This window comes from Roseovarius atlanticus, from assembly GCF_001441615.1.
Classification (GTDB): domain Bacteria; phylum Pseudomonadota; class Alphaproteobacteria; order Rhodobacterales; family Rhodobacteraceae; genus Roseovarius; species Roseovarius atlanticus.
The window spans coordinates 1-23,632 of the sequence record NZ_LAXJ01000024.1 but is presented as its reverse complement, the minus strand read 5'-3'; the positions used below and the strand labels follow the sequence as shown (position 1 = coordinate 23,632).

At 66.2% G+C, this 23,632-nt stretch carries 26 protein-coding genes; 12 read left to right on the top strand and 14 right to left on the bottom strand.

What is annotated here, in order from left to right:
- The first annotated feature begins 1 nt into the window (after position 1).
- Complete coding sequence (locus XM53_RS18225; protein ID WP_057795937.1) at positions 2-1,294, top strand: S8 family serine peptidase; 1,293 nt, start codon at positions 2-4, stop codon at positions 1,292-1,294.
- Between the two features lie 78 nt (positions 1,295-1,372).
- On the opposite strand, the gene XM53_RS18220 is transcribed toward XM53_RS18225, so the two are convergent.
- The 9 genes from XM53_RS18220 to XM53_RS18180 all read right to left on the bottom strand — a co-directional run bounded on the left by XM53_RS18220 (position 1,373) and on the right by XM53_RS18180 (position 10,397).
- Complete coding sequence (locus tag XM53_RS18220) at positions 1,373-2,605, bottom strand: mandelate racemase/muconate lactonizing enzyme family protein (protein ID WP_057795935.1); 1,233 nt, start codon at positions 2,603-2,605, stop codon at positions 1,373-1,375.
- A gap of 256 nt (positions 2,606-2,861) precedes the next feature.
- A complete protein-coding gene (locus tag XM53_RS18215) occupies positions 2,862-3,947 on the bottom strand; it encodes a zinc-binding dehydrogenase (RefSeq protein WP_057795932.1) in 1,086 nt (361 codons plus the stop codon).
- A gap of 53 nt (positions 3,948-4,000) precedes the next feature.
- Entirely contained in the window at positions 4,001-5,239 is a 1,239-nt protein-coding gene (locus XM53_RS18210) for a TCR/Tet family MFS transporter (RefSeq protein WP_057795930.1), read from the bottom strand.
- 79 nt (positions 5,240-5,318) lie between these two features.
- Entirely contained in the window at positions 5,319-6,107 is a 789-nt protein-coding gene (gene pcaD, locus XM53_RS18205) for a 3-oxoadipate enol-lactonase (RefSeq protein WP_057795928.1), read from the bottom strand.
- An 8-nt stretch (positions 6,108-6,115) separates the two neighbouring features.
- Positions 6,116-7,321 carry an endonuclease/exonuclease/phosphatase family protein gene (locus tag XM53_RS18200; RefSeq protein WP_057795926.1) on the bottom strand — a complete coding sequence of 402 codons (1,206 nt, stop codon included), beginning with the start codon at positions 7,319-7,321 and terminating at the stop codon, positions 6,116-6,118.
- Positions 7,322-7,436: 115 nt separating this feature from the next.
- A complete protein-coding gene (locus XM53_RS18195) occupies positions 7,437-7,901 on the bottom strand; it encodes a macro domain-containing protein (protein WP_057795924.1) in 465 nt (154 codons plus the stop codon).
- The gene (locus tag XM53_RS18190; RefSeq protein ID WP_057795922.1) at positions 7,898-8,884 is read right to left on the bottom strand and encodes a threonine ammonia-lyase; all 987 of its coding nucleotides are present in this window, start codon (positions 8,882-8,884) and stop codon (positions 7,898-7,900) included. Before XM53_RS18190 ends, XM53_RS18195 begins: the two co-directional genes overlap by 4 nt.
- Positions 8,881-9,714 (bottom strand): alpha/beta fold hydrolase, encoded by an 834-nt coding sequence (locus XM53_RS18185; RefSeq protein ID WP_057795921.1) that lies wholly within the window; start codon positions 9,712-9,714, stop codon positions 8,881-8,883. Before XM53_RS18185 ends, XM53_RS18190 begins: the two co-directional genes overlap by 4 nt.
- The gene (locus XM53_RS18180) at positions 9,714-10,397 is read right to left on the bottom strand and encodes a haloacid dehalogenase type II (RefSeq protein WP_057795920.1); all 684 of its coding nucleotides are present in this window, start codon (positions 10,395-10,397) and stop codon (positions 9,714-9,716) included. Before XM53_RS18180 ends, XM53_RS18185 begins: the two co-directional genes overlap by 1 nt.
- Before the next feature lie 169 nt (positions 10,398-10,566).
- Between XM53_RS18180 and XM53_RS18175 the strand changes: the two genes are divergently transcribed.
- Both XM53_RS18175 and XM53_RS18170 read left to right on the top strand, forming a co-directional pair.
- A complete protein-coding gene (locus XM53_RS18175) occupies positions 10,567-10,998 on the top strand; it encodes an FKBP-type peptidyl-prolyl cis-trans isomerase (RefSeq protein WP_057795919.1) in 432 nt (143 codons plus the stop codon).
- Between the two features lie 245 nt (positions 10,999-11,243).
- Positions 11,244-11,894, top strand: coding sequence for a hypothetical protein (locus XM53_RS18170; RefSeq protein WP_057795918.1), 651 nt, complete (start codon positions 11,244-11,246; stop codon positions 11,892-11,894).
- Between the two features lie 39 nt (positions 11,895-11,933).
- Here the strand turns inward: XM53_RS18170 and XM53_RS18165 are convergent, their stop codons facing one another.
- Both XM53_RS18165 and irrA read right to left on the bottom strand, forming a co-directional pair.
- The gene (locus tag XM53_RS18165; protein ID WP_057795917.1) at positions 11,934-12,920 is read right to left on the bottom strand and encodes an NADPH:quinone reductase; all 987 of its coding nucleotides are present in this window, start codon (positions 12,918-12,920) and stop codon (positions 11,934-11,936) included.
- A 10-nt stretch (positions 12,921-12,930) separates the two neighbouring features.
- Positions 12,931-13,356, bottom strand: coding sequence for an iron response transcriptional regulator IrrA (irrA, locus tag XM53_RS18160; RefSeq protein ID WP_057795915.1), 426 nt, complete (start codon positions 13,354-13,356; stop codon positions 12,931-12,933).
- 155 nt (positions 13,357-13,511) lie between these two features.
- Between irrA and fabA the strand changes: the two genes are divergently transcribed.
- Positions 13,512-14,021 (top strand): bifunctional 3-hydroxydecanoyl-ACP dehydratase/trans-2-decenoyl-ACP isomerase, encoded by a 510-nt coding sequence (gene fabA / locus XM53_RS18155; protein ID WP_057795913.1) that lies wholly within the window; start codon positions 13,512-13,514, stop codon positions 14,019-14,021.
- 24 nt (positions 14,022-14,045) lie between these two features.
- Here fabA and XM53_RS18150 read toward each other — a convergent pair whose 3' ends face one another.
- Together XM53_RS18150 and XM53_RS18145 are read right to left on the bottom strand one after the other, a co-directional pair.
- Positions 14,046-14,267: a hypothetical protein gene (locus tag XM53_RS18150; protein ID WP_057795911.1), complete on the bottom strand. Its 222-nt coding sequence runs from the start codon at positions 14,265-14,267 to the stop codon at positions 14,046-14,048.
- A gap of 96 nt (positions 14,268-14,363) precedes the next feature.
- Positions 14,364-15,248 carry a sulfotransferase gene (locus tag XM53_RS18145; protein WP_057795909.1) on the bottom strand — a complete coding sequence of 295 codons (885 nt, stop codon included), beginning with the start codon at positions 15,246-15,248 and terminating at the stop codon, positions 14,364-14,366.
- A 291-nt stretch (positions 15,249-15,539) separates the two neighbouring features.
- On the opposite strand from XM53_RS18145, the gene XM53_RS18140 reads away from it, so the two are divergent.
- From XM53_RS18140 to XM53_RS18110, 7 genes are all read left to right on the top strand, one after another.
- Positions 15,540-16,946, top strand: coding sequence for a PAS domain S-box protein (locus XM53_RS18140; protein ID WP_057795907.1), 1,407 nt, complete (start codon positions 15,540-15,542; stop codon positions 16,944-16,946).
- A 76-nt stretch (positions 16,947-17,022) separates the two neighbouring features.
- On the top strand, positions 17,023-18,252 hold the full coding sequence (fabB, locus tag XM53_RS18135; RefSeq protein ID WP_057795905.1) for a beta-ketoacyl-ACP synthase I: 1,230 nt from the start codon (positions 17,023-17,025) through the stop codon (positions 18,250-18,252).
- A gap of 7 nt (positions 18,253-18,259) precedes the next feature.
- Entirely contained in the window at positions 18,260-19,051 is a 792-nt protein-coding gene (locus XM53_RS18130) for an enoyl-ACP reductase FabI (protein ID WP_057795903.1), read from the top strand.
- Positions 19,052-19,143: 92 nt separating this feature from the next.
- On the top strand, positions 19,144-19,458 hold the full coding sequence (locus tag XM53_RS18125) for a hypothetical protein (protein ID WP_057795901.1): 315 nt from the start codon (positions 19,144-19,146) through the stop codon (positions 19,456-19,458).
- Positions 19,459-19,629: 171 nt separating this feature from the next.
- The gene (locus XM53_RS18120) at positions 19,630-20,061 is read left to right on the top strand and encodes a PACE efflux transporter (RefSeq protein ID WP_057795899.1); all 432 of its coding nucleotides are present in this window, start codon (positions 19,630-19,632) and stop codon (positions 20,059-20,061) included.
- Between the two features lie 191 nt (positions 20,062-20,252).
- Positions 20,253-20,753, top strand: a complete 501-nt coding sequence (locus XM53_RS18115; RefSeq protein ID WP_057796004.1) for a hypothetical protein — start codon at positions 20,253-20,255, stop codon at positions 20,751-20,753.
- Between the two features lie 10 nt (positions 20,754-20,763).
- Positions 20,764-21,366 (top strand): ferric reductase-like transmembrane domain-containing protein, encoded by a 603-nt coding sequence (locus tag XM53_RS18110; protein ID WP_057796002.1) that lies wholly within the window; start codon positions 20,764-20,766, stop codon positions 21,364-21,366.
- 7 nt (positions 21,367-21,373) lie between these two features.
- Here XM53_RS18110 and XM53_RS18105 read toward each other — a convergent pair whose 3' ends face one another.
- Entirely contained in the window at positions 21,374-22,243 is an 870-nt protein-coding gene (locus XM53_RS18105) for a hypothetical protein (RefSeq protein ID WP_057795897.1), read from the bottom strand.
- A 114-nt stretch (positions 22,244-22,357) separates the two neighbouring features.
- On the opposite strand from XM53_RS18105, the gene miaB reads away from it, so the two are divergent.
- A partial coding sequence (gene miaB / locus XM53_RS18100; RefSeq protein WP_057795895.1) for a tRNA (N6-isopentenyl adenosine(37)-C2)-methylthiotransferase MiaB occupies positions 22,358-23,632 on the top strand: 1,275 nt, incomplete at its 3' end.

The following is a 23,632-nucleotide window of genomic DNA, read 5'->3' as shown; positions in this document are numbered from 1 at the left end:
TATGACTTTTTTCCGCAACCTCCTTTACTTCGGAATTTTGTACCTGATGCTGGCGGTGATGCCCCAGGGGGCGCGTGCGGCGGTGGCCGTGGCGGGGCCGGACTGTGTTGGAGCCTGTGGCATTCCGGGCCTGGTGGAGGTCCAGCAAGGTACCGACGGACGCGGCGGAGAGGCGGGCAACAACCCGCGCACGAAACCGACCGGCGGGCTGCGCCGGGCGGCGCGGGACGAGGTGCAGGCCACCGACGGCTCGCCGGAATACGTGCTGCTGGTCAACCGGGGACAGGCGACGGCGGCGGCGCAGGCGCTAATCAGCGCTGGCGCGACATTGCTGCGTGAGCGGCCCCTGCCGCAGTTCGGCCAGCAGATGTATTTCTTCGTCTTTCCGCGCACCCTGACCCTGGAACAGGGGCGGGCGCTGTTGGCGGGCCGCACGCCGTCGGCGGTGCTGGATCTGCACAAGATCTATGTCCGCTCTGCCGGTCCGCGGGTCTATCACGCTTTGATGGTGGGCGACGCGCCGGGCCAGAGCTGCCGCGTCGGGCGCAGCATCCGGGTGGGCGTGATCGACGGCGCGGTCAATGCAGGCCACCCGGCCTTTGGCGGTGTGCGGATCGTGCGCCAGAGCTTTCTGCGCGAGGGCGCGCGCCGCACCGGGGCCAGCCATGGCACCGCCGTGGCCGGGCTGATCGCGGGCTCCAGCGGGGCGGGGCCGCTGGCGGGGCTGGCGCCGGGGGTGCAGGTCTATGCCGCCGAGGCGTTCGGGCTGGAAAAGACCAGCGACGGCGGCCGGTTGGAGGCCGTGGCGGCCGGGCTGGACTGGCTGGTCGGCAGCGGCGTGCGGCTGGTCAACATGTCCTTTGCCGGGGCCAGCAACCAGGTCTTTGCCAAGCTATTGGGCCTGGCACAGGGCAGGGGCGTGGTGATCGTGGCCGCGGCGGGCAACGACCGTTCCGGCGCGCCGGTCTATCCCGCGGCGTCGCCCAGCACCATCGCGGTGACGGCGGTGGATGCCGGCGGACGGCTGTACGGTCGCGCCAATTACGGCAGGCATATCGAGTTTGCAGCCCCCGGCGTGGACCTGTACGTGGCCTGGGGCAACGGCGGCAGCTATCGCTCGGGCACCTCCTTTGCCGCGCCGGTGGTGACCGCGATCCTGGCGCGGCAGGCGTCGCGCGGGGGGCTGTCGCTGAACGGTGCACGGGCGTTTTTGCGCAGTTCGGCCAAGGACCTTGGTCCCGGCGGGCGCGATTCGCATTATGGCTATGGCCTGGTGCAGTCGGGCGGCTGCTGAGCGTTTGTTCTCCGAGATCAGACCATGAAGGTGTTAAGCCACTCTTAATGCGCCGGATCGACGCCTTGCGACGGGGGTTCAGCCTGTCTTGACCGGAGCTCCCCCGGCGAAGGAATTGCCATTCACGTAATCGCAGGGCGCGTCCTGCATTTGCAGGTGCAGCCCGTCGCCTGTGAAAGGATGCGCGCGGGCCAGATCCTCGTCCACGTCTATCCCCAGGCCAGGGGTTTCGGGCGGGATGATGAAGCCGTCCTCGACCTGAATGGTGTTCTTTATCAGGTTCTTATGGAACTCGGTCTCGATGGTTTCAGCCATCAGGATATTCGGGATCGAGGCCGCGAGGTGGATGTTCGCCGCCCATTCCACCGGCCCGGCATAGAGATGCGGCGCCATCTGCGCGTTATAGACCTCTGCCATGGCGGCGATCTTCTTGACCTCCCAGATGCCGCCCGCGCGGCCGAGCGCCGGTTGCAGGATCGACGCGGCGCCGGAGCGCAGGACAGGCGCGAACTCGGCCTTGGTGGTCAGGCGCTCGCCGGTGGCCACGGGGATCGAGGTGGCGGCGGCCACCTTGGCCATTTCCGCAACGTTATCAGGGGGTACCGGCTCTTCGTACCAGAGCGGATCGTAGGGCTCGATCGCCTTGGCGAGACGGATCGCGCCCGCCGTGGTGAACTGGCCGTGCGTGCCGAAGAGAAGGTCGGCGCGGTCGCCCACGGCCTCTCGGATCGCTTTGCAGAAGGCGGCCGAGAGCGAGATGTCGGTGCCGGCGGGCATGTGGCCGCCGCGCATGGTGTAGGGGCCGGCGGGGTCGAATTTTACTGCGGTATATCCACGGCTTAGCAGGTCGAGCGCGGACTCGGCGGCCATGTCGGGCGAGGTCCAGAACGGCGTGATGTCGTGCTGCGGCAGGGGGTAGAGATAGGTGTAGGCGCGGATGCGGTCGTTCATCCGGCCGCCCAGAAGCGCCCAGACAGGGCGCTCGCGCGCCTTGCCGAGGATGTCCCAACAGGCGATTTCCAGACCGGAAAAGGCGCCCATGACGGTCAGATCGGGGCGCTGGGTGAAGCCCGAGGAATAGGCGCGGCGGAACATGAATTCAATGTTTTCAGGGCTTTGGTCTTGCATGTGCCGGGTGAACACGTCGGTGATGACGGCCTTCATGGCGTCGGGGCCGACGCTGCTGGCATAGCATTCGCCCCAGCCGGTGATGCCGTTGTCGGTGGTCAGTTTCACCAGGATCCAGTACTGCCCGCCCCAGCCCGGCGCGGGGGGCGAGGTGACGAGGATGTCGAGGTCCTTGAGCTTCATGACGGTCTCCCTGCTGGTAAAGTGCACGGTGGCCCGGGCGGCGCGAGGTGGCAAGCCGGAAATCGGCGAGGTGTGTTGCAAAGGGTTAACGGCGGCGAACCCCCGAAATCCGTGTCGGTATCGCGTCGGTATTACGTCGGTACCGCGACGGTGCCGTTGTCAGGCGCCCCTCTTTAACAGGGCGCACGGTTGGGGGCGGAAAATGCGCATTTTCCGGGGCATTTTCTGCGCAGAAAATGCCGCCCTCGGGGTCGGCCTAGCGCAGCATGATGACGTTGCGCCGGGCGTTGCCGGATTTTGTGTCGGCGATGGCGTCGTTGATCTGGTCCAGGGTCCAGCGGTTTGAGATGAGTTCGTCGAGCTTGAGGCGACCTTGCTGGTAGAGATCGACCATCCACGGGATGTCGCGCCGGATCACCACGTCGCCCATTTTCGAGCCGACCATGCTCTGCCCGGCGGCGGCGAAGTTGGCGGCCTCGTAGGTCGATTCCGCGCCCGTGGCGGGCATTCCGACCATGATGACCTTGCCGCCGCCCGCGATATAACGGGGGGCCTCGTCATAGGCGCGGGCGGCGCCCACGGTGACAAGCACGGCGTCGGCACCGCGGCCCATCGCCTCTTTCGCGGCGCGCCAGGGTTTGTCCTGGGAGGCCAGTACGCCGTCGGTGGCACCGAAGGCTTTTGCATCGGCCAGCTTGTCCTCGGTCATGTCGACGGCGACGATGCGGCGGGCACCGGCGATGCGCGCGCCCTGGATGGCGTTGAGGCCGACGCCGCCTGCGCCGATCACCACCACGTCCTGACCGGCGCGCAGCTGCGCCGCGTTGACCACCGCGCCGACGCCGGTGACCACGCCGCAGGCCAGAAGCGAGGCGGCGTCCATCGCCATGCCTTCGGGGATCTTCACGACCTGGGAGTGATGCACGACCACGTCGGTGGCAAAGGCGCCGCAGGCCATGGCTTGGTGCAGCTTGCCGCCGTCGGCTGTGGAAAGCGCGCCGTGGTCGCCGTCGAACGGCGTTTCGCAACCCGTGGGCCGGCCCGCGCCGCAGCTGGGGCATTGCCCGCAGGCGCGAATGAGGGTCACCACCACCGGGTCGCCCACGGCAAGGCCGGTCACGCCGTCGCCGATGGCCGAGATGCGGCCCGCGGCTTCGTGGCCGTAGACCGCCGGGAGCGACCCGCCCCAGGCGCCGTCGGCATAGGAGATGTCGGAATGGCAGATGGCGACGGTTTCCAGCGCGACCTCGACCTCGTTCTGTTCGGGCGCGCGCAGGCGCACGTCCTCGATCACGAGGGGGGAACCGAATTCGTGGCACACGGCGGCTTTGATGGTTTTCATGATCCCTCCCGAAGTTCGTTGACCGCCAGCCTGATCGGTTTTTCCGCGCGATTTCAAGGCCGATTGCGACCTGTCGCGACGTAATCGGCGGATGCGTGGCGCCTGCGGGTGAGAAAGAGCACGAGGCCGAGGGCCACCAGCAGAAGCGCGGCGAGGAAGGGGGCGCCGGGTAGACGGAAAGTTGCATCGGGATTGGTGAAGGCGGCGAAGATGTTGGTCATCATCAGCGGCGAGATGATCATGGCCAGCGCGCCCACCGAGGTGAAGATGCCCTGAAGCTCGCCCTGTGCGTCGTGTGGCGTGCGGCGGGACATGATGGCGTGCAGGGCGGGCACGCACATGGCCGCAAGCGCCGAGACGGGGGTGAGGGCGAGTGCGAGCCAGCCGTTCGAGATGACGCCCAGCACGGCGAAGCTGAGGATGGCGAAGCCGAGGGCCAGCACCACGGTCCCGGCCTCGCCCAGCCGCGAGATGGCCAGCCCGATCAGCCCCGCCTGCACGGCGAAGATCGAGATGCCGAAGATGCCGAGTGAAAGCCCGATCATCGACGGGTCCCAGCCGAAGGCGGCGGTGGTGTAGTAGGACCAAATGGCGGGATAGACGTTGAACGCCAGTTGATAGAGCAGCAACACGACCAGCAGGCGCCCGAGGCCGGGCAGGGCGCGGATCTGGCGCAGGGCGCCGAACGGGTTGGCGCGGGCCCAGACGAAGGGGCGGGCACGGTCGGGGGTTATGGTCTCGCTAAGGACCGCCCAGCCGAAGAGGAAGTTGGCGAAGGCGAGTGACGCTGCGGCATAGAACGGCGCGCGGGGGCCGAGGTCGCCCAGCAAACCGCCGATCACCGGGCCCAGCACGAAGCCCATGCCGAAGGCCGCCGACACGAGGCCGAAACCCGCGCCGCGTTTTTCCGGCGGCGAGGTGTCGGCCATGAAGGCGGCCGCTGTCGACTGCGTGGCGGCCATGATGCCCCCCACCAGCCGGCCCAGAACGAGCAGCCACATGGCATGGGCCACGGCCATCACGAGGTAGTCGAGCGCCAGGATCAGGAGTGAGCCCAGCAGGATGGGCCGGCGTCCGAAACGGTCGCTGAGGTTGCCCACCATGGGGCCGAAAAGGAACTGCATCACCGCGAACAGCGAGGTCAGCACGCCGCCCCAGAGCGCCGCAGACGCCAGTGTGCCGCCGTCGATATCCATGATAAGCTCGGGCATCACGGGGATGATGATCCCGATGCCCATGGCGTCGATCATGACGGTGATCAGGATGAACGCTGTTGGCAAGCGCGAGGACATGAAGGCTCCGGTCTGGATCTATGGTTTCGACTGTAGTCGGGGCCGGTCATGGCGGGAAGGGCGCGTCGGGCGTGCGCAGTCAGATGTGGCCTGTTTCTTGCAGGAACTGCGTCAGGCGGGCGGCATAGGCCTCGGGCGCCTCGACGCAGGGCAGGTGGCCCGTGCGGCGCATCAGGTGGAATTCGGACCCGGGGATCAGATCCACCGTTTCGCGCACCAGATCGGGTGGGGTGGCACCATCCTCGGACCCCGCGATGCCGAGCGTTGGCAGGCGCAGGCCGCTGGTGGGGGTATAGAAATCGGTGCCGGAGATGGCCGCAGAGCAGCCGATGTAGCCCTCGTCGGGCTGGCTGGTGAGCATGTCGCGCCAGGTTTGCAGTTCGGGCTTGGTAAGGAAATCGCGGGAGAACCAGCGCTGCATGGTGGCGTCGGCCAGCGCCTCGATCCCGCCTGCGCGGACGGTCTCGATCCGGTCCTGCCAGATCTGTTTGTTGCCGATCTTGGCGGCGGTGTTGGACAGCACCATCACGCGCACGAGGTCGAGGCGTTTGACCGCCAGCCCTTGCGCGATCAGCCCGCCGATGGAGAGGCCGATAAAGGCGCAGTCGCGGACGTTCAAATGGTCCAGCAGCGCCTCGGCGTCGCGGACGAGCGCGCCCATCGCATAGGGCGCGGGTGGCACGCTGGTCTGGCCGTGGCCGCGCTTGTCATATCGGATGAGGCGCAGGCTGGCGGGCAGGTGGGGCAGGATAGCGTCCCACAGATGCAGGTTTGTGCCCAGCGAATTGGCGAAGACGACGGGGGCGCCGCGCGGGTCGCCCTCGTCAAGGTAGTGGATGTCGATGTCGTTCAGGTGGACATTGGGCATCGGAAAGCTCAACCTTTCATGCGCAGGTGGGCCATGATCTGGCCGTGGTCGGAGGCCAGCTTGTTATAGGGCGCCTCGGGGTGCGAGCCGTCGGTCAGGTGGTCGTTGAAGACGCTGAAATAGGTCATCTCGCCCGCCCGGTCGGCATTGTCTGGGTGAAAGTGGCGGGACATGAAGATCTGATCGATGCTCTCGTAGACGCCGCCGAAGGCCGCAGTGTAGACCATGTCGCGCAGGGATTTGCGGACGAACATCTTTTCCGCCGAGTGCAGCCGCACACGTTCGACATCCTCGGTGATCTGGCGGTTTTCCTCGTCCGAGTAGCGGTCGGAGCGGTCCTGCGCGTCGTGGCGCAGCATCCAGGAATAGTTCCTGAAGGGGGCCTCGCCGGTGATGATCTCGGACGAGACGGCGTGTTCACCGTCGTTGAAATCGCCCAGAACCATGACCGGATGACCCGCCTCGATCTCGCGCACGACCTCGCGGCGCAGTACCCAGGCCTCGGCCATGCGGCGGACCGTGGCGCGCAATGACCCCATGGCGCGGCCGATGGGATCGTAATCGGTGAGGTCCTCTTCGGGGGCATAGTCGGCGCCGGGGGGCGTGATGTATTCGCCCAGCTTGGATTTGAGGTGGCAGTTGAAGACGGTCACGGTCTGGCCGCCCATGGGGATGCGCGCCTTGATGACGGGCCGCGAGAGGCGGCGCAGGACGTAATGGCCGGCGTCCCGCGTGCCCTCCATGCCGCGCAGGGGCGTGAAGGGGATGGTGAGCGGCTCTTCCAGGTCCTGGATGATCTCGGGCGTCCCAATGAAGCCCAGCCGCGACAGGATCGCGACGCCGGGGCGGCGTTTGCCCGGCTCGCCGGTGTCGGCGGCGTTGGGGGCGAAGGCGAGCGTGGCGTTGTCATAGGGCGTGACGGCCAGTTTGCGGAAGATCGCCTTGCGGTGATAGCGCTTCGATCGGTCCGGGATGGACGCGTCGTTGAGGGCGCGGGCGCGAATGGACGCCTCGTCGATGACGGCGTGCAGGGCGTCTTTTTCGAAGATTTCCTGAAAGCAGACCACGTCGGCGTCGAGCGTCAGAAGCTGGTCGGCCATCCAGTCGAGTTTCCAGGCGTATTCCTCGGGGGTGTAGGACTGGAATTCGTAATATTCCCGGTCGGGGCCGATGAGGTTCTTGACGTTGAAGCTGGCGATGGTGACGTCGGTCATGGGGGGCCTATCCTATGGTCCTGGCGTTTTTCGCGCGGAAAACGGGATAGAAAATGCGTATTTTCTATCCCGGAATTTGCGCAAATTCCGGGTGCGCCCGGGGCGGGCCACAGGTCTAGCCGTCGGCGACGGGCAGGACGACGAGGGCGTGGTCCATCCCGTCGAGCGCAGTGTCGATGCGTGGGGCGATTTCATCCCAGTCGCCGCCTGCCAACCCTGCACCGATCAGGGGATAGCCGATGCGGGCTTCGGGGAATTCACGGGCCACGGCCTCGAACGCCGATTGCAGGGCGTTGTAGTCGACCTTTTGTCCGTGACCGCTGTGATCGAACTGGGTGTAGGCGTTCACGATGGTCAGGCTGTGGCCGTCGCATTCGACCGTGGCGTGGGAGATGGTGCCCAGCTTGGCGCGGTCACCTTTGGGCGTCTCCATGTCGGCCTGCGCGGCGGCGGGAAACTCCTTGGCGATGATTTTCGCGATGCCCGCGCCCATCGTGTGAAAGCAGTTGCAGCCGTGCACGAGCACGTCGAACTGCCCGGATTTGGCGAGGGCTATCAGGTCGCCTTCGATGCGTCTCATGAGGTGTCTCCGAGGGTTTGCAGGGCGCGCTGGAACATGGGCGCGTCGACATTGCCGCCCGAGATGGTGACGATGACCGTGTCGGCGCTGAGCTGATCGCCATGGAACAGCGCGGCGGCCAGGGCGGCGGCGCCGCCGGGTTCGGCCACCAGTTTCAGGCGCTGGAACGCGTGGGCCATGGCGCGCAGGCAGTCATCCTCGCTGACGACGAGGCCCGGCCCGCAGAAGCGTTTGAGGATCGGGAAGGTGATCTTGCCCGGCGCGGGGGTGAGGATGGCGTCGCAGATATTGCCACTGACGCCTGCGTTGGTCTCGATCCGCCCCGAGGCGAGCGAGCGGGTGACGTCGTCGAAGCCTTCGGGTTCCACCGGGCGCACCTTGAGGCCCGGCGCGTCGGCCTCCAATGCCAGGGCGATGCCGGAGGTGAAGCCGCCACCGCCGCAGCAGACCAGCATTTCGGCCTCATGGATGCCCAGCTCGGCGGCCTGTTCGGCGATTTCCAGCCCGCAGGTGCCTTGGCCGGCGATGACCTGGGGTTCGTCATAGGGGCGGATGAGGGTGAGGTCGCGCTCGGCCTGTAGTGCCTCGCCCAGCTCCTCGCGGCTTTCGCCGGCGGCGCGGTCGTAGAGGACGACTTCGGCGCCGAGGGCGCGGGTGTTGGCGATTTTCAGCTGCGGTGCGTCGGCGGGCATGATGAAGACGGCGGGGGCGCCCATCTGGCAGGCGGCCAGCGCCACGCCCTGCGCGTGGTTGCCGGAGGAAAAGGCGATGACGCCCTTGGCGCGGGTCTCGGGGTCGAGCGCGGAAACGGCGGAGCGGCCGCCGCGATACTTGAAGCTGCCGGTATGTTGCAGGCATTCGGGTTTGACGAGGATGCGGCGGCCCGCGATTTCGTCGAGGAAGGGTGAGGAGAGGAGCGGCGTGCGGCGGACGTGGCCCTTGAGGCGTTCGGCAGCGGCGCGGATGAGGGCGATGTCGCTCATAAGGCCTTGTCCAGCAGTTGGCGGATGGCGGCGAGGGACTGGGGCTCGTCGAGGAAGGGGACGTGGCCGCGGTTCGGCACCACGACGGTGATCATGCCGGGATGGCGGGTCTGCATCTGCGCTTGCGTCTCGGCGGTGAAGAGGTCGGAATTCTCGCCCCGGATCGAGGCGGTGGGGATGGGTTTCAGCCCGTCGAAGAGCGCCCAGAGATCCACGGCCTCGCCCGCGCCGGCCTGTCCGACCAGCGCGTCACGCAGGCGGGGGTCGTAGCGCAGGACGATGCCGCCCGAGGGGGCGTCCTGCCACATGAACTCGGCCTGTTCGCGCCAGCGGGTGAGGGGGATGTCGGGGAAGTCCTGTGCGTGGCCTGCGGCCAGCGCGTCGGCGGCGGCGTCGAGATTGGCGAAGGGTGGCGTCTTGCCGACGTAGTCCATGATGCGCTGGATGCCGATGGGGGCGACCTCCGGCCCGATGTCGTTGAGCACGACGCCGGCGAGGCGATCGGGGTTGCTGTGCGACAGCGCCATGGCGATGAGGCCGCCGCGCGAAGTGCCGATGAGGATGGTTTTCTCGATGCCCAGATGGTCAAGCAGTTCGATGGCATCCTGGCCTTCGCGCAGGATGTTGTAGGTCATGTAATCCTCGGCATGGTCCGACTGACCGCGACCGCGATAGTCGAGCCGGATGACGCGGTGGTCCGACAGGTGCGGCACGAGGTAGGTGAAGTCGGTGACGTTTCGGGTAAGACCGGCGAGGCAGAGGATGGGCGTGCCGGTTCCCTCGTCGGTGTAGTGCAGCGAGAGGCCGTCGGTGGTGGTGAAGTGCGGCATTACTTGGCAAGCTCCGGGATGCCGGTGAGGTCCGACAGGATATGGTCGGGGGTGGCGGGCAGGCGGTCCATGGGCGCGCCGGCGCGGTTGACCCAGGCGGTGGTGAAGCCATAGCCCGCCGCGGCGGCGGCGTCCCAGCCGTTGGAGGAGACGAAGAGGACCTCGGATCTGGCGCAGCCGAAGCGGTGGCCGACGAGGTCATAGACGGAGGCGTGGGGTTTGAAGATGCCGACGCTTTCGACCGAGAGCACGTCATCCAGAACGTCGCCAATGCCCGCCGATTTGACCGCGCCGTCCAGCATGTCCGGCGAGCCGTTGGACAGGATCGCGGTGTTTTTCCCGGCGTCCTTGAGCGCGTGGAGCATGGCGGGCACTTCAGGGTAGGCCTCGAGTTCCCAGTAGAGGGCCAGAAGGCGTTCGCGCAGGTCGGCGTCGTCCGAGAGGCCCTCGGCCTCGAGCGCCCAGTCGAGGCCGTCCTGGGTGACGGTCCAGAAATCGGTGTGATCGCCGGTGATCGCGCGCAGCCAGGTGTATTGCAGCTGTTTCAGGCGCCAGTGCTCGGCGATGGCGGGCCAGTGGGATTTGAACGCCTCGCGGCCCGGCTCATTGGCGGCGGTGCGGGCGGCGGCGGCGACGTCGAAAAGCGTGCCGTAGGCGTCGAAGATACAGGTGGTGATGGGCATGTGGGCCTTCGCGTGCGGGGTGGTTCGGGGGGCAGAGTGGCACGTCTGGGGAAGGGTTGGAACCCTGTTTGCAATCGCGGCCATGGCGGGTTAGTTTTGGGTCAGACAAGCAAGCACCCGCGCGCGGCGCGGCCTTGGAAACCCATCCCCCAAACAGATTGGAAACCACATGACGCAGGTAAAATCCGGCGATACGGTAAAAGTTCATTACAAGGGCACACTGGCCGACGGCACGACCTTTGACAGCAGCGAAGGGCGCGATCCGCTGGAATTTCAGGTCGGCTCGGGCCAGATCATTCCCGGCCTCGACAAGGCGATTCCGGGCATGGAAGTGGGCGACAAGAAGACCGTCGAAGTGCCCGCGGACGAAGCCTATGGCCCGCTGGACCCGGCCGCCAAGCAGGCGGTGCCGCGCGCCGACATTCCCGACGACATCCCGCTGGACATCGGCACGCAGTTGCAGGTGCAGACGCCGCAGGGGCAGACCCTGCAGGTGATGGTGGCCGAAGTCACCGAAGAGCAGGTGACGCTGGACGCCAACCACCCGCTGGCGGGCAAGGACCTGACCTTCGACGTGGAGCTTGTCGGGATCGACAAGTGATAGAATGAAGCGCGAGGGCGGGGCGCGCGCCTCGCCGCGCCCTTGGCGAACGCGTCTCGGGATAAAGCGAGGCGTCTGATATTTTGAACGCGCGTGACGAAGGCTCGTTGCGCGCGATTTGCATTGTGCAGGCCGGAGGATCGCCGGGCCGTTGGCCTAGTTGTCACGGGCCGGCAGGAACACGGGTGCAGGGTCTGCGTTGCCTTCTTGTACCGAAGCCAATGAGATAAAGAGACACTGCGGCAATGCTGGATTTTCTGAAAGAGAATGTGGAGATCGTTCAGATCGCGGCCAGCCTGACGACGACTTTCGTGTGGCTGGTCTACCTGCATATCTTCCTGAGCGGCTATATCCAGCAACGCCGGTCGAGCATCCTGATCAACCGCGGTGGCGGGCAGGACATGAAGGCGCGGTGCCTGGTGTCGAACATGGGTGCGCAGCCCGCCTATCTGCTGGATGTGCTGGCGTCCCTGGATCGGGGCGAGGAGGTCGATGTCGCCAGCGTCGTCGACCGCGAGGAGTTGCGCAAGGAGGAGTTGGAGCAGCCGACGAACGTGACCGGGCAGGGGCCGATCCCGTCGGGCGGGTACGTGGATATCGGAACCTTCGAGGATGTGGCGCGCCGGGCGGGGCATAGTGCGGACGAAAGCGACCTTAAGGACCGCTGTCTGAAACTGGTGGCGGTCTGTGCGACCAACCAGGCCAATCACGTGGTCGCGGCGGTGCGCGAGTTCGATCTGGTTCCGGGCGGCGAGGGCGTGCGGCTGGCGCCCCGCAAGCTGGAGGCGCGGCAGATCCGGTCGCGACGGCTGAGAAAGAAGATCACGTCGATGTTGGAGCGGCTTGAGCGCAATGACGGCAATGCCGAGATCGGGGCGGAGTTCGCGCGGTTGTGAGGCCGGGTCGCGGGCCTGTTGCGCCGTGCGCGAGGTGGCCTAGACGGTTTCCAGCAGGACCGCGCCGCGGCGGCCGGGGCTGAGCACCATGTTGTGCGCTGTCACGCAGTCGGAGAGCGGCAGGCAGGCGTGGATTGCGGGTTTCAGCGCGCCTTCGGTGAGGGCCGCGTGCAGACGGGCGATGGCCGCGGCGCGCTCCGCAGGCGGCAGGATGTAGATCAAGGTGATGTCGATCTTGAGCGCCTTGAACAGCATCGGGCCGAAGGGCAGTTCCGGCGTCATGGCCTTGGCCGAGCCATAGGTGGCGATGGTGCCCATGGGTTTCATCACCTCGGCCAGAAGGGCGGCGTTGGTGCCGAACTCGACCTCGACCGCGCGGTCGATGCCGCCGGGGGCCAGGTCCTTGATCTTTGCCGCCAGATCGTCGTCGCGGTAGTCGAGCACATGGTCCGCGCCGGTGCGGCCCACATAGTCGGCGGCGTCTGCCGAGGCGGTGGTGATGACGGTGGCGCCGCCCCACTTGGCCAGTTGCACGGCCATGTGGCCCACGGCCCCCGCACCGCCGGAAATGAGCAGCGTCTGGCCCGCCACTTCGCCGCCGCCAAAGACTGTCTGGCATGCGGTGAGGCCGGGGATGCCCAGCGTCGCGCCGACCTCGTGGCTGACGCCGTCGGGCAGGGGCACGGCCTGGTCGGCGGGCAGGGCGATCATCTCGGCGGCGGTGCCGTGGGCGCGTTGCCACTGGGCATTCCAGAGCCAGACATGCTGATCCATGCGGGCGGGATCGACGCCTTCGCCCACGGCGAAGATCGTGCCGGCACCGTCGGAATGGGGGATGATGCGCGGAAAATCGGGTTTGGTCACGCCGGGGCGGGAGCCCGCGCGGGACTTGGCGTCGGACGGGTTTACGCCGGAATGGGTGAGCCGCACCAGAACCTCGCCCGGGCCGGGGGTGGGGGTGTCGACCTCTCCGACGCTGAGGACGTCTTCGGCGGGTCCGAATTGTTCGTAATGGGCGGCGCGCATTCCGGGCGGGTCAGCCGGATTTGCGGCGCAGGCGGATCACCACGTCCACCGATGCGATTTCCGCGCCTTCGGGCGCACCGGGCAGGCGGGCGATCTCAAGCTCGTCGGCGGGCGCGTCGGAAAGGCGCTGCTCATCCTCCCAGAAGAAATGCGGGTGATCGTGGGTGTTGGTATCGAAATAGCTTTTGGAGCCGTCGACCGTGACCTCTTGCAACAGGCCCACGTCGCAGAAGGCGCGCAGGGTGTTGTAGACGGTCGCGAGCGAGACGCTGTCGCCGTTTTCGCAGACGGCGGCAAAGAGGCTTTCGGCGGTGACGTGGCGGTGTTGGCCGTCGCCCACGAGCAGCGTGGCCAGCGCGACGCGCTGACGGGTCGGGCGCAGTCCTGCGCCTGCGAGCCATTCGGTGCCTCGGGTTGTTGCCTCGGTATCGGTCATGAAAGCTCCTGTCTCAATGACAATATAGGGGTCACCACAGGGTAATTTCAAACAAAATTCTGCACCATAGCGCAACGCGGCAGGGCTTGCGCGGGGGTTTTGCGGGGTGTTACAGGATCGGGTGACGGAACCAACTGAGAAAAGGGTGCGACCCTATGGCCGACTTCCCGAGCAGCTTCGACCGTGAAGACCTGCTGAAATGCGCACGTGGCGAGCTTTTTGGCCCCGGCAACGCGCAGTTGCCCGAGCCGCCGATGCTGATGATGGACCGGATCACCGATATCTCGGGCGATGGCGGGCCGCATGGCAAGGGGCACGTGGTGGCCGAGTTCGACATCAAGCCGGACCTGTGGTTCTTTGAATGCCATTTCCCGGGCAATCCGATCATGCCCGGGTGTCTGGGCCTGGACGGGCTGTGGCAGCTGACGGGGTTCAACCTGGGCTGGCGCGGCTGGCAGGGGCGCGGCTATGCGCTGGGCGTGGGCGAGGTGAAGCTGACCGGCATGGTGCGCCCGGACCGCAAGATGCTGACCTATTACGTGGATTTCACCAAGGCCGTGCAGACGCGGCGGCTGACCATGGGTGTCGCCGATGGCCGGGTCGAGGCCGATGGCGAGGTGATCTATCAGGTCAAGGACATGAAGGTCGCGCTGAGCGAGAACTGAGGCGCGACCCTCGAAGGTGTACCGCTAGAGCAGGAAGTCGAAGCTGTCCGTCATGTCGGGCGGCACGAGGCTGTCCCATTCGGGCTCGGCGAAATCCTTCATCGGAACGGTTTCCTGATCCTTGGGCTCGAAAGACTGCATGACGCTGCGGGCGATGATGTCGTCGGCCATGCGTTCGGCCAGGGACCGGATCGCAGGATCGCGCAGGGTGTCGTCGGTGAAGCTGGGGGCGAGATCTTCGGGCATGTCGGTATCCTCCGTTGAGGCGCCAAAGGGAAACGGCGCGTTTTCTACAGGGATGTGTCGGCGCGCGGGGCAGGACGGTTCAAAGTTTTTCGGGCGTCAGTTCTGCCAGTCGGCGGGTACCTCTGCGCCGAAGCGGTCGCGGCAGAAGGTGTAATGCGGGGCAAGCTGGGCCGCGAGCGCGTCGCGGGCGGCGGGGGGCAGCGGGGTCTTTAGCGTGGTTTCATTGCGCAGTGTGCCGGCGTCGGCGGGCGCATGGGGCATGCCGATGAACGCGCAGAGGCGGCGCTGGGCGGTCGTGGAGAAGAGGGTTTCGTAGAAGAGATAGAGCACGTCGCCTGCAGGGAAGGTGGCGTCGAGCGCGGTGACGATGCCCGCGTAGTCGGCCCGCGCGACAAGGGCGGGCATGTGGCGGACCCTGTCCCAGTCCTGCGTGGCGCGGGTGTCGGGGGCGATCTGTTCCAGGTGGCGCAGCTGCGACCAGAAGCGGGCGACCGGGTCGCGCATGATGAACAGAAGGCGCAGGCGGCAGGCTTGAGGGGCGAAAAATTCGCGAATATCGGCAAGCCCCGCCGGACCGATAGCGGAGTAGCCCGGCGTGATGTCGGCGACGCAACGGGTGTCGGGGCCGCGCAGAGTGGCGAAATGCCGGAAATAGGCGCTGTCGTCGTGGATCATCTGCACCCGGTCGAGGCTGGCGCGGAACGCGGCGCTGCGTTTCAGGGTGTCGGGTGTCGCGCCAGGCTGGTCGAGGTGGAATTTCAGCCGCGCCAGCGCCAGCGCGTCGGGGTCGCCCAGGGCGTGGTCGCGGTGGCGGGCATCGAAGAAATGCACCTCTTTCAGCGGCGAGGGGGCGCAGCCGGGCAGGCCGGACAGGTAGGCGTGCAGCCAGCTTGTGGCGCATTTGGCCGCCCCGATGCAGACCAGAAACGTGGTCTCGTCGAGGCCCGGCTGGCGGGGCGGAGGCGGGTTACGCAACGTCATTTGCAATGTCCATCGCGCCGATGGGCGCGATCTGGCCGAAATGCTGCCACAACGGGCGGTGCCGCTCAAGTTTTCGCCGAGTAGGGGGGAATCGCCCGGTTAAGCGACTGATTTCGCGGCATTTCGGCGATTTTTTGCTTACGTGACGTCAAGTTAACTACGTTTAAACGAGTTTATTGCAGCCGGCTTGTCGCGCTGGGATAAGGCCGCTTCAATTGACGAAGGTTGCACCAACGGGACCACGTTCCCACGTGTTTGGGCAACTGCAAGAGAGTGACGAGGCAAGAGCGCGTGCAAACCAACAGTGATGCTTTCGGGCCGGTCGGCCGGATGGGCGTGACCGAGTTCATCGATGCGCTGCCCGACGAGTTCGTCATTGTGGATCGCGACGGGGTGGTCGTCGCCGCCAATTCCGCCTGGAAGCAGTTCGGCGCGGAAAATGGCGGTGCGCCGTCGGGGTATGTCGGCACCAATTATTTCGATATCTGCCGCGCGGCGGATGGCGCGTCGAGCATGGAGGCGAACCTGATCGCGACCTCGCTGGAACAGACGTTGCGCTCGGGCGACCCGTTCGTGTGCGAATACCCCTGTGACAGCCCCACGGTGAAACGCTGGTTCGAGCTGACCGCGACGCGGATGATGTGCGAGGGCAAGCCCTTTCTGACGATCCAGCACCGCAACGTGACCCAGCGCCATCAGGAGCGGGATGCCCTCAAGCGCACGGCGGTGGACAGCAACGCGCTGGCCGCGCTGGTGGCGGGCACGTCGGACGCGATCTTGACCTATGACCTGGAGGGCAGGATCACGTCTTGGAACCCGGCGGCCGCGCGCCTGTATGGCTATGCCGGAGACGAGATCATCGGACGATCTTTGGAGACGCTTTACCCGGCGGACGAGACGAAGCGCGTGACATGGTACCGCGACGAGATCATCGCCGGGCGGCTGAACGATTTCGAGGCGGTGCGCGTGGGGCGCGACGGCATTGCGCGCGAGGTCTGGATCAGCTGCGCGCCGATCCGGGGTGCGGATGGCGACGTGGTGGCGATTTCCAACATTCACCGCGACATCACCGAGCTGCGCCGCGCCGAGAAGGCGCGCGAACTGATGTCGCGCGAGGTGATTCACCGGGCCAAGAACATGCTGACCATCGTGTCGGCGGTGCAGCGCCAGACCGCACGCGGCGCCGCGACGATCGAGGAATTTCACGACAAGTTCGGGGCGCGGATTTCGGCCCTGTCGGAGTCGACCGACCTGCTGGTCGCCGGGAAATGGGAAGACGCGGATCTGCGCGCGCTGGTGATGGGCCATTTGCGGCCTTTCACGTCCGAGAACGATGCCCGTGTGGGATTGTCGGGCCCCGATGTCCGGCTGATGCCCCAAGCGGTTCAGACGCTGGGCATCGCGTTGCACGAGTTGGCGACCAACGCCATGAAGCACGGCGCGCTGGCGTACGAGGATGGCGTGGTGCACCTGAGCTGGGCGCTGGCGCAGGACACCGAGGGCCATGCGCTGGACCTGAGCTGGCAGGAAACCAACCTGGCCCATCCCCCCGACGACACCGCGCCGGGATTCGGCAGCACGGTGCTGACGTCGCTGGCGCCGTCGATGCTGGGCACCCAGGCGCGGTATCACGTGACCGAAGAGGGCGTTCACTGGTCGATCCGCATCGAACCGGCGCATTTTTCGCTGGTCGGATAAGCGCCCGGACGGGCAATCATCTTGCACCCGCCGCCTTGCATGGCCTACAACGCGAGCAATCAGGTAGGGAGGCAACATGCGTCGCGTCGTCGTCACCGGGCTGGGTATCGTCTCCAGCATCGGCAACAATGCCGAGGAGGTGCTGGCCGCCTTGAAAGAAGGGCGTTCGGGCATCACCGCCAATGAGCAGATGGCGGAACACGGGTTCCGCAGCCAGATCGCCGGGGACGTCAAGCTGGACGTGACCGAGCATGTGGACAAGCGCACCCTGCGTTTCATGGGGCCGGGTGCGGCCTATGCCCATATCGCCATGCAGCAGGCCATCGCCGATGCCGGGCTGGACGAGGGCGAGATCGTGAACCCGCGCACCGGGCTGGTGGCGGGGTCCGGCGGGCCATCGACCTCGGCCATGCTGGCGGCGCACCAGACGGTGCTGGAAAAGGGCAGCCCCAAGCGGATCGGGCCGTTCGCGGTGCCGAAATGCATGTCCTCGACCATCAGCGCCAACCTGTCGACCGCGTTCAAGATCAAGGGCATCAACTATTCCATCACCTCGGCCTGTTCGACCAGCCTGCATTGCATCGGCAACGCGGCGGAACAGATCATGATGGGCAAGCAGGACGTCATGTTCGCGGGCGGCGGCGAGGAGCTGGACTGGACGCTGTCGTGCCTGTTCGATGCGATGGGCGCGATGTCGTCGAAGTACAACGACACCCCCGAAAAGGCGAGCCGGGCGTTCGACGCCGGGCGCGACGGGTTCGTGATTTCCGGCGGCGGCGGGATTGTCGTGCTGGAAGAGCTGGAGCACGCGAAGGCGCGGGGCGCCAAGATCTATGCCGAGGTGACGGGCTATGCCGCCACCAGCGACGGGCATGACATGGTGGCGCCCTCGGGCGAGGGCGGCGAGCGGGCGATGCGCCTGGCGTTGCAGACGCTGCCGGAGGATCGCAGCGTCGGTTACATCAACGCGCATGGCACAAGCACGCCCGTAGGCGATGCGGGCGAGGTCGAGGCGGTGCGGCGCATTTTCGGCGAAGGCAATGTGCCCCCGATCAGTTCCACCAAGTCGATGACCGGCCACAGCCAGGGGGCCACGGGCGCGCAGGAGGCGATCTATTGCCTGCTGGCCCTGCACCACGATTTCATCATCCCGTCGATCAATGTCGAGACGCTGGACCCCGCGATCCACGAGGGCGAGATTGCCACGGCGCGGGTGGACGATGCCGGGCTTGATACGGTGATGACCAACTCTTTCGGTTTCGGCGGCACGAATGGCTCGATGCTGCTGAGCCGGTTCGACGGATAGGACGGCCATGACACAGTCAATGCAAGGACAGCGTGGCCTGATCATGGGCGTGGCCAACGACCGCTCGATCGCGTGGGGCATTGCCAAGGCGATGCACGCGGCGGGAGCGGAGCTGGCGTTTTCCTACCAGGGCGAGGCGTTTGCCAAGCGGGTCGAGCCGCTGGCCAATTCGCTGGGGTCGAACCTGCTGATGGACGTGGACGTCACGAAAGACGAGTCGCTGGACGCGGCCTTTGCCACGCTCGCCGAGACGTGGCCCACGATCGATTTCGTGGTGCACGCCATCGCCTATTCCGACAAGTCCGAACTGTCGGGCCGGTTCCTGAACACCAGCCGGACGAATTTCAAGCATTCCATGGATATCTCGGTCTATTCCTTCATCGAGGTGGCGCGCCGCGCCTATCCGATGATGAAGGAAAAGGGCGGCACGATGCTGACCCTGACCTACCAGGGGTCGAACCGGGTGGTGCCGAACTATAACGTGATGGGCGTGGCCAAGGCGGCGCTGGAGGCGACGACGCGGTACCTGGCCAATGACCTGGGTCCCGACAAGATCCGCGTCAACGCGATCAGCCCCGGCCCGATGAAGACGCTGGCGGGCGCGGCCATCGGCGGGGCGCGACGGACCTTTCGGCACACCGAGGAAAACGCGCCGATGCGGGCCAATGCCACGCTGGAGGCGATCGGGGGCACGGCGGTGTACCTGGCGAGCCCGGCGGGCGCCTGCACCACCGGCGAGGTGATCAAGGTCGATGGTGGCTATCACGTGCTGGGGATGCCGCAGCCCGAAAACCTCTAGGGGCGCGGCCGCAGTCGACTATACCTTAAGATGTCCCGGTTTGGTCCGGGTGTTGCCACATTATCGCCACGGGATTCGGGGACTGTGTGCGCATGACCTTCATGCGCTCTCCCCAAGAGGTACGCCTCGAAAAACGCCGGACCAAGGGCAAGACCGCCCGCAAGTGGGCGCGTGGCGTTCAGGTTTGCCTGATGGGGCTGTGCATGACGGCGGTCTGGCAGGAGCGGGCGCTTTACCCCGGGATGCACGACCGGATGCAGGAGACCTATGCTTATGGCGTCGACTGGCTGGAAAGCACCGAGACCGGCAGCAGCTATCTGACGGCGATGGGTGACCTGGGCGGCGGCATCGGCAGCAACCACGAGCATAACGCGATCACGCGTGCGCTGTTGAACCTGCGGCAGTAACCGGGCGCGCCGGGCGGCGTGCCGGTGGTGCCTTTTCGGCCACATCCTTTTTTATCCAGGCAGTGTCGCTTGAAAGCGGCGCGGTGCCGCATCATCTGAGATCACAGAGGACGACCTCCCCAGTCGGGTTGCTTGCATCCGGGACGGCCCGGTTTGATGTGGGAGGGTTCTATGAGATCCCCGTTCGACCGTCTGCGCCATGCGCTGAGTTTTGAAATCATCGCCCTGATCCTGATCGTGCCGCTGGGGGCTGTGGCCTTTGGCGTGCCGATGCATGATATCGGGGTGGTGGGGCTGGTCAGCGCGACCCTGGCCACGCTTTGGAACATGGTGTTCAATTTCGGCTTTGACCTGGTGTTGCAGCGCCGGACAGGATCGACCCGCAAGACCGCGATGATGCGCGTCGTTCATGCGGGCCTGTTCGAGGTGGGGCTTTTGGTGGTGCTGATGCCCTTCATCGCGTGGTATTTGCAGGTGTCGCTGTGGCACGCGCTGGTGATGGACCTGTCGTTTGCCCTGTTTTACATGATCTATGCGCTGGGCTTTAACTGGCTGTACGACATGGTGTTTCCGTTGCCGGAGTGGGCCGGGCAGAAGGCATGACGCCAAGCGGCGGTGCCGCGCCGTGGGCGGCGGCTGGGCCGAACCTTGCCGACCGGGACGAAATCGCGCGGTCACGGTGGCGTGAGGGTGGTTTGCCAGCGCCGGATTGGCGTTATCTTGAAAGGCGTACGATGGCGCATGGCGCGCACGTGGTGGCAGCCTGCGCCCCCGACCTGACAGGAGAGACCGATATGAGTATCCGACTGATCAATCGACGCAGCCTGATCGCGACCGGCGGCGCGGCCGCCTTGACGCTGGGCACCGGCCTGACCGTTCCGGCGCGGGCGGCGGGCGTGCAGCCGACGCCGACGATGCCGGGCGGGGCCAACAATTACCGCCCCGGCGCGCAGATCGTGGAGCGGATCGGCAATGGCGGCTTTACGATGACCGGGACGGTGCGCCGGGCGGGCGATGGTGCGCCGCTGGAAGGCCGCCGCATCCAGATGTGGGCGCATACGACAGAGGGGCACGAACGCGACCCGGAAAGTCATGGCGCGACCCTGACCGACCGCAACGGGCGCTTCGTAATGGACATGCCGCAGATCGTTCCGGCCTTCGGCCAGCCGCATGGGCATTTGGCCTATGACGCCGAGTATGACGATGGCGGATTCAAGACCGTGTTCCTGCGCCCGGTGATGTCGAGCCCGTCCGAGACCTCGCTTGACGTGGAGTTCGCGCTGGTTCCGGCGTAAAGTTCCGATGATGCGAAAGAGTATGATATGGGCGGCGGTTTGCGCCGCCCTTCTTGTGCCGGTGGCGGCGGCGGGGTTCAGCCCGCTGCTGCAATGGCGGCAACCCGTCTATATCGTGGCCGGGTTCGCCGGGATCGTGGGCTTTGCACTGATGCTGTTGCAGCCGCTTTTGGCTGGGGGCTACCTGCCCGGACTGCCCGCGCTGAAGGGGCGGCGGGTGCATCGCTGGGTCGGTGCGGGGATCGTGGCGCTGGTGGTGCTGCACGTGGGCGGCCTGTGGCTGACCAGCCCGCCGGACGTGGTGGACGCGCTGCTGTTGCGCTCGCCCACGCCGTTCTCGGTCTGGGGTGTGCTGGTGATGTGGCTGATCTTTGCCACGGCCGCGCTGGCGGTGCTGCGCAAGCGGCTGGGGATGCGGCCCATGACGTGGCGGCGGGCGCATACGGCGCTGGCGGTGCTGATCGTCGCGGGCACGGGTCTGCACGCGGTGCTTATTCAGGGCACGATGGAGACGCTGAGCAAATACGCGCTGTTCGCGCTGGCGCTGGGCGCGACAGTAAAAGTGATCTGGGACTTGCGCATCTGGGCGGCGCGGCGGCGGGCGTCGCGCTAGGCGCGCCTTAAAACCACTGGCCGGGTTCCATCAGGCCCAGGTCCAGCAATTGCCGCGAATGCCATTCGAAGGGCGCGGAATTGTGCCATTTGAACGTGTGGATATCGAAAGTCGAGCCGGGATTGCGCTTGAGCGCCTTGGCGGTCCGGAAGGACGCGACCGTGGCCGTCAGGTTGTGGTGCCACGGGCAGGCGTAGGTGTTGTATTCTTCGTCATTGAACGTGTGGTCGGGGCGCAGGCGCAGGCCCGGTTTGGCCCGGAAAAGCGCGATGCGGTCGATCTTGCGGCGTTCGGGGGGAATATGTTCCTCGTATCGCCAGCGCAGGCCGCCGAAGAAATCGAGCTGCCGTTCGCGCGGGTGGTTGTGGTTGTCGGGATCGTTGCGCGCCAGCGCGTAATAGCCGGAACGGTCGAGATGCGCATCCTCCAGCGAGACGGCGTCGCGGTGCAGGTCGAGGTCGCCGGCGTAGAGATCGACCACGTAGGTCAGCATGGCGTCGCGCCGTTCCTCGGTGTGAAAGGCCAGCATCTCGCCCACGGTGCGGGTCTCGCAGAAGGGAAAGAACAGGTACTCGGCGTTGAAGCAGTAATAGAGCCAAAGACCCGGCGCGGCCTCGATCACGCGGTTCACCGCCTCGACGAAACTGTCGCCCGCCGCGATGTCATAGCCGATCCGCTCGACCCGGTCGGCCACGTCGGGCGCGAGGGAGAACGCGGGGGGCATGAGCACCAGCACCGAGGCGAACCCGGTGTCGAGATGGTGCCGGATGGCGCTGTCGACCTCGACCTGATCCTCGACGAAGATCATGGCGACGGGGCCCTTGGCCAGCGCCGCGGCGGAACTGTCGAGAAAGGCGGAGAGGCTGTGATATTGCATCGTCATCCTTCGGGGCTGCGCCGGTAAAATTCCGCAATTCGCGGCGCATTGCAAGTCGGGCCGCAGGTGGTGTAGGCAGGCGCCTTGAAACCGCTTGAGAAGCAGGGTGTGGCCATGTCCGAGACGAAAAAGCTATACATCAAGACCTACGGGTGCCAGATGAACGTCTATGACAGCGAGCGCATGGCCGAGGCCATGGGCGGCGCGGGCTATGTCGAGACGGACACGCCCGACGACGCGGACATGATTCTGCTCAACACCTGTCACATACGCGAGAAAGCCGCCGAGAAGGTGTATTCCGAACTGGGCCGGTTCAAGGGGCTGAAGGACGCCAAGCCGGACCTGAAGATCGGCGTGGCGGGCTGTGTCGCCCAGGCCGAGGGCGAAGAGATCATGCGCCGTCAGCCGATGGTGGACCTCGTGGTGGGGCCGCAAAGCTATCACAACCTGCCGCAGCTCGAGGCCAAGGCGCGGGGCGGGGCCAAGGCGCTGGATACGCAGTTTCCGCTGGATGACAAGTTCGAGACGCTGCGCAAGCGCGGTGGCAAGGCCAGGCGCGGCCCGACCGCGTTCCTGACCGTGCAGGAGGGCTGCGACAAGTTCTGTGCGTTCTGCGTGGTGCCCTATACCCGTGGGGCCGAGGTGAGCCGTCCGGTGGCCCGCATCGTGGACGAAGCCAAGGAACTGGTGGAGCGGGGCGTGCGCGAGATCACCCTGCTGGGGCAGAACGTGAATGCGTATCACGGGGCGGGGCCCGACGGGCGCGACTGGTCGCTGGCGCAGCTGATCTGGGAGCTGGACAAGGTGGACGGGCTGGAGCGCATCCGGTTCACCACCAGCCACCCCAACGACATGAGCGACGACCTGATCGCCGCACACGGGGAGTGCGGCAAGCTGATGCCCTACCTGCACCTGCCGGTACAGTCGGGCAGCGACCGGATTTTGAAGCGGATGAACCGCAGCCATACGGCGGAAAGCTATATCCGGCTGATCGAGCGCATCCGCGCGGCCCGGCCCGATATCCTGTTGTCGGGGGATTTCATCGTGGGCTTTCCCGAAGAGACCGAGGCCGATTTCGCCGACACGATGGCGCTGATCGAGGAGGTGCGCTACGGCTATGCCTATTCGTTCAAATATTCCACACGCCCCGGCACTCCGGCGGCCGAGCGTGCGCAGCTGGACGAGGACGTCAAGACCGAGCGTCTGCACCGCCTGCAAGCGCTGATCACCACGCAGCAGCGGGCCATCCAGGATGCCATGGTGGGCCGCGAGGTTGGGGTGCTGTTCGAGAAGGCCGGGCGGCGCGAGGGGCAGATGGTGGGCAAGTCGGATTACCTGCACGCGGTGCATGTGAGTGATTCCGACGTTCGGCCCGGCGACCTGCGCCGG

Bases quoted from the DNA above. Each gene is read 5' to 3' on its own strand.
- XM53_RS18180 (WP_057795920.1), bottom strand. From the start codon at position 10,397: ATGCCCATCACCACCTGTATCTTCGACGCCTACGGCACGCTTTTCGAC.
- XM53_RS18125 (WP_057795901.1), top strand. From the start codon at position 19,144: ATGACCTTCATGCGCTCTCCCCAAGAGGTACGCCTCGAAAAACGCCGG.
- XM53_RS18215 (WP_057795932.1), bottom strand. From the start codon at position 3,947: ATGAAAACCATCAAAGCCGCCGTGTGCCACGAATTCGGTTCCCCCCTC.
- XM53_RS18110 (WP_057796002.1), top strand. From the start codon at position 20,764: ATGCGAAAGAGTATGATATGGGCGGCGGTTTGCGCCGCCCTTCTTGTG.
- fabB (WP_057795905.1), top strand. From the start codon at position 17,023: ATGCGTCGCGTCGTCGTCACCGGGCTGGGTATCGTCTCCAGCATCGGC.
- XM53_RS18150 (WP_057795911.1), bottom strand. From the start codon at position 14,267: ATGCCCGAAGATCTCGCCCCCAGCTTCACCGACGACACCCTGCGCGAT.
- XM53_RS18165 (WP_057795917.1), bottom strand. From the start codon at position 12,920: ATGCGCGCCGCCCATTACGAACAATTCGGACCCGCCGAAGACGTCCTC.
- XM53_RS18225 (WP_057795937.1), top strand. From the start codon at position 2: ATGACTTTTTTCCGCAACCTCCTTTACTTCGGAATTTTGTACCTGATG.
- XM53_RS18175 (WP_057795919.1), top strand. From the start codon at position 10,567: ATGACGCAGGTAAAATCCGGCGATACGGTAAAAGTTCATTACAAGGGC.
- XM53_RS18115 (WP_057796004.1), top strand. From the start codon at position 20,253: ATGAGTATCCGACTGATCAATCGACGCAGCCTGATCGCGACCGGCGGC.
- XM53_RS18130 (WP_057795903.1), top strand. From the start codon at position 18,260: ATGACACAGTCAATGCAAGGACAGCGTGGCCTGATCATGGGCGTGGCC.
- XM53_RS18210 (WP_057795930.1), bottom strand. From the start codon at position 5,239: ATGTCCTCGCGCTTGCCAACAGCGTTCATCCTGATCACCGTCATGATC.
- XM53_RS18170 (WP_057795918.1), top strand. From the start codon at position 11,244: ATGCTGGATTTTCTGAAAGAGAATGTGGAGATCGTTCAGATCGCGGCC.
- XM53_RS18145 (WP_057795909.1), bottom strand. From the start codon at position 15,248: ATGACGTTGCGTAACCCGCCTCCGCCCCGCCAGCCGGGCCTCGACGAG.
- XM53_RS18220 (WP_057795935.1), bottom strand. From the start codon at position 2,605: ATGAAGCTCAAGGACCTCGACATCCTCGTCACCTCGCCCCCCGCGCCG.
- XM53_RS18200 (WP_057795926.1), bottom strand. From the start codon at position 7,321: ATGACCGACGTCACCATCGCCAGCTTCAACGTCAAGAACCTCATCGGC.
- XM53_RS18190 (WP_057795922.1), bottom strand. From the start codon at position 8,884: ATGAGCGACATCGCCCTCATCCGCGCCGCTGCCGAACGCCTCAAGGGC.
- irrA (WP_057795915.1), bottom strand. From the start codon at position 13,356: ATGACCGATACCGAGGCAACAACCCGAGGCACCGAATGGCTCGCAGGC.
- XM53_RS18195 (WP_057795924.1), bottom strand. From the start codon at position 7,901: ATGAGACGCATCGAAGGCGACCTGATAGCCCTCGCCAAATCCGGGCAG.
- XM53_RS18120 (WP_057795899.1), top strand. From the start codon at position 19,630: ATGAGATCCCCGTTCGACCGTCTGCGCCATGCGCTGAGTTTTGAAATC.
- pcaD (WP_057795928.1), bottom strand. From the start codon at position 6,107: ATGCCCAATGTCCACCTGAACGACATCGACATCCACTACCTTGACGAG.
- fabA (WP_057795913.1), top strand. From the start codon at position 13,512: ATGGCCGACTTCCCGAGCAGCTTCGACCGTGAAGACCTGCTGAAATGC.
- XM53_RS18185 (WP_057795921.1), bottom strand. From the start codon at position 9,714: ATGCCGCACTTCACCACCACCGACGGCCTCTCGCTGCACTACACCGAC.
- XM53_RS18105 (WP_057795897.1), bottom strand. From the start codon at position 22,243: ATGCAATATCACAGCCTCTCCGCCTTTCTCGACAGTTCCGCCGCGGCG.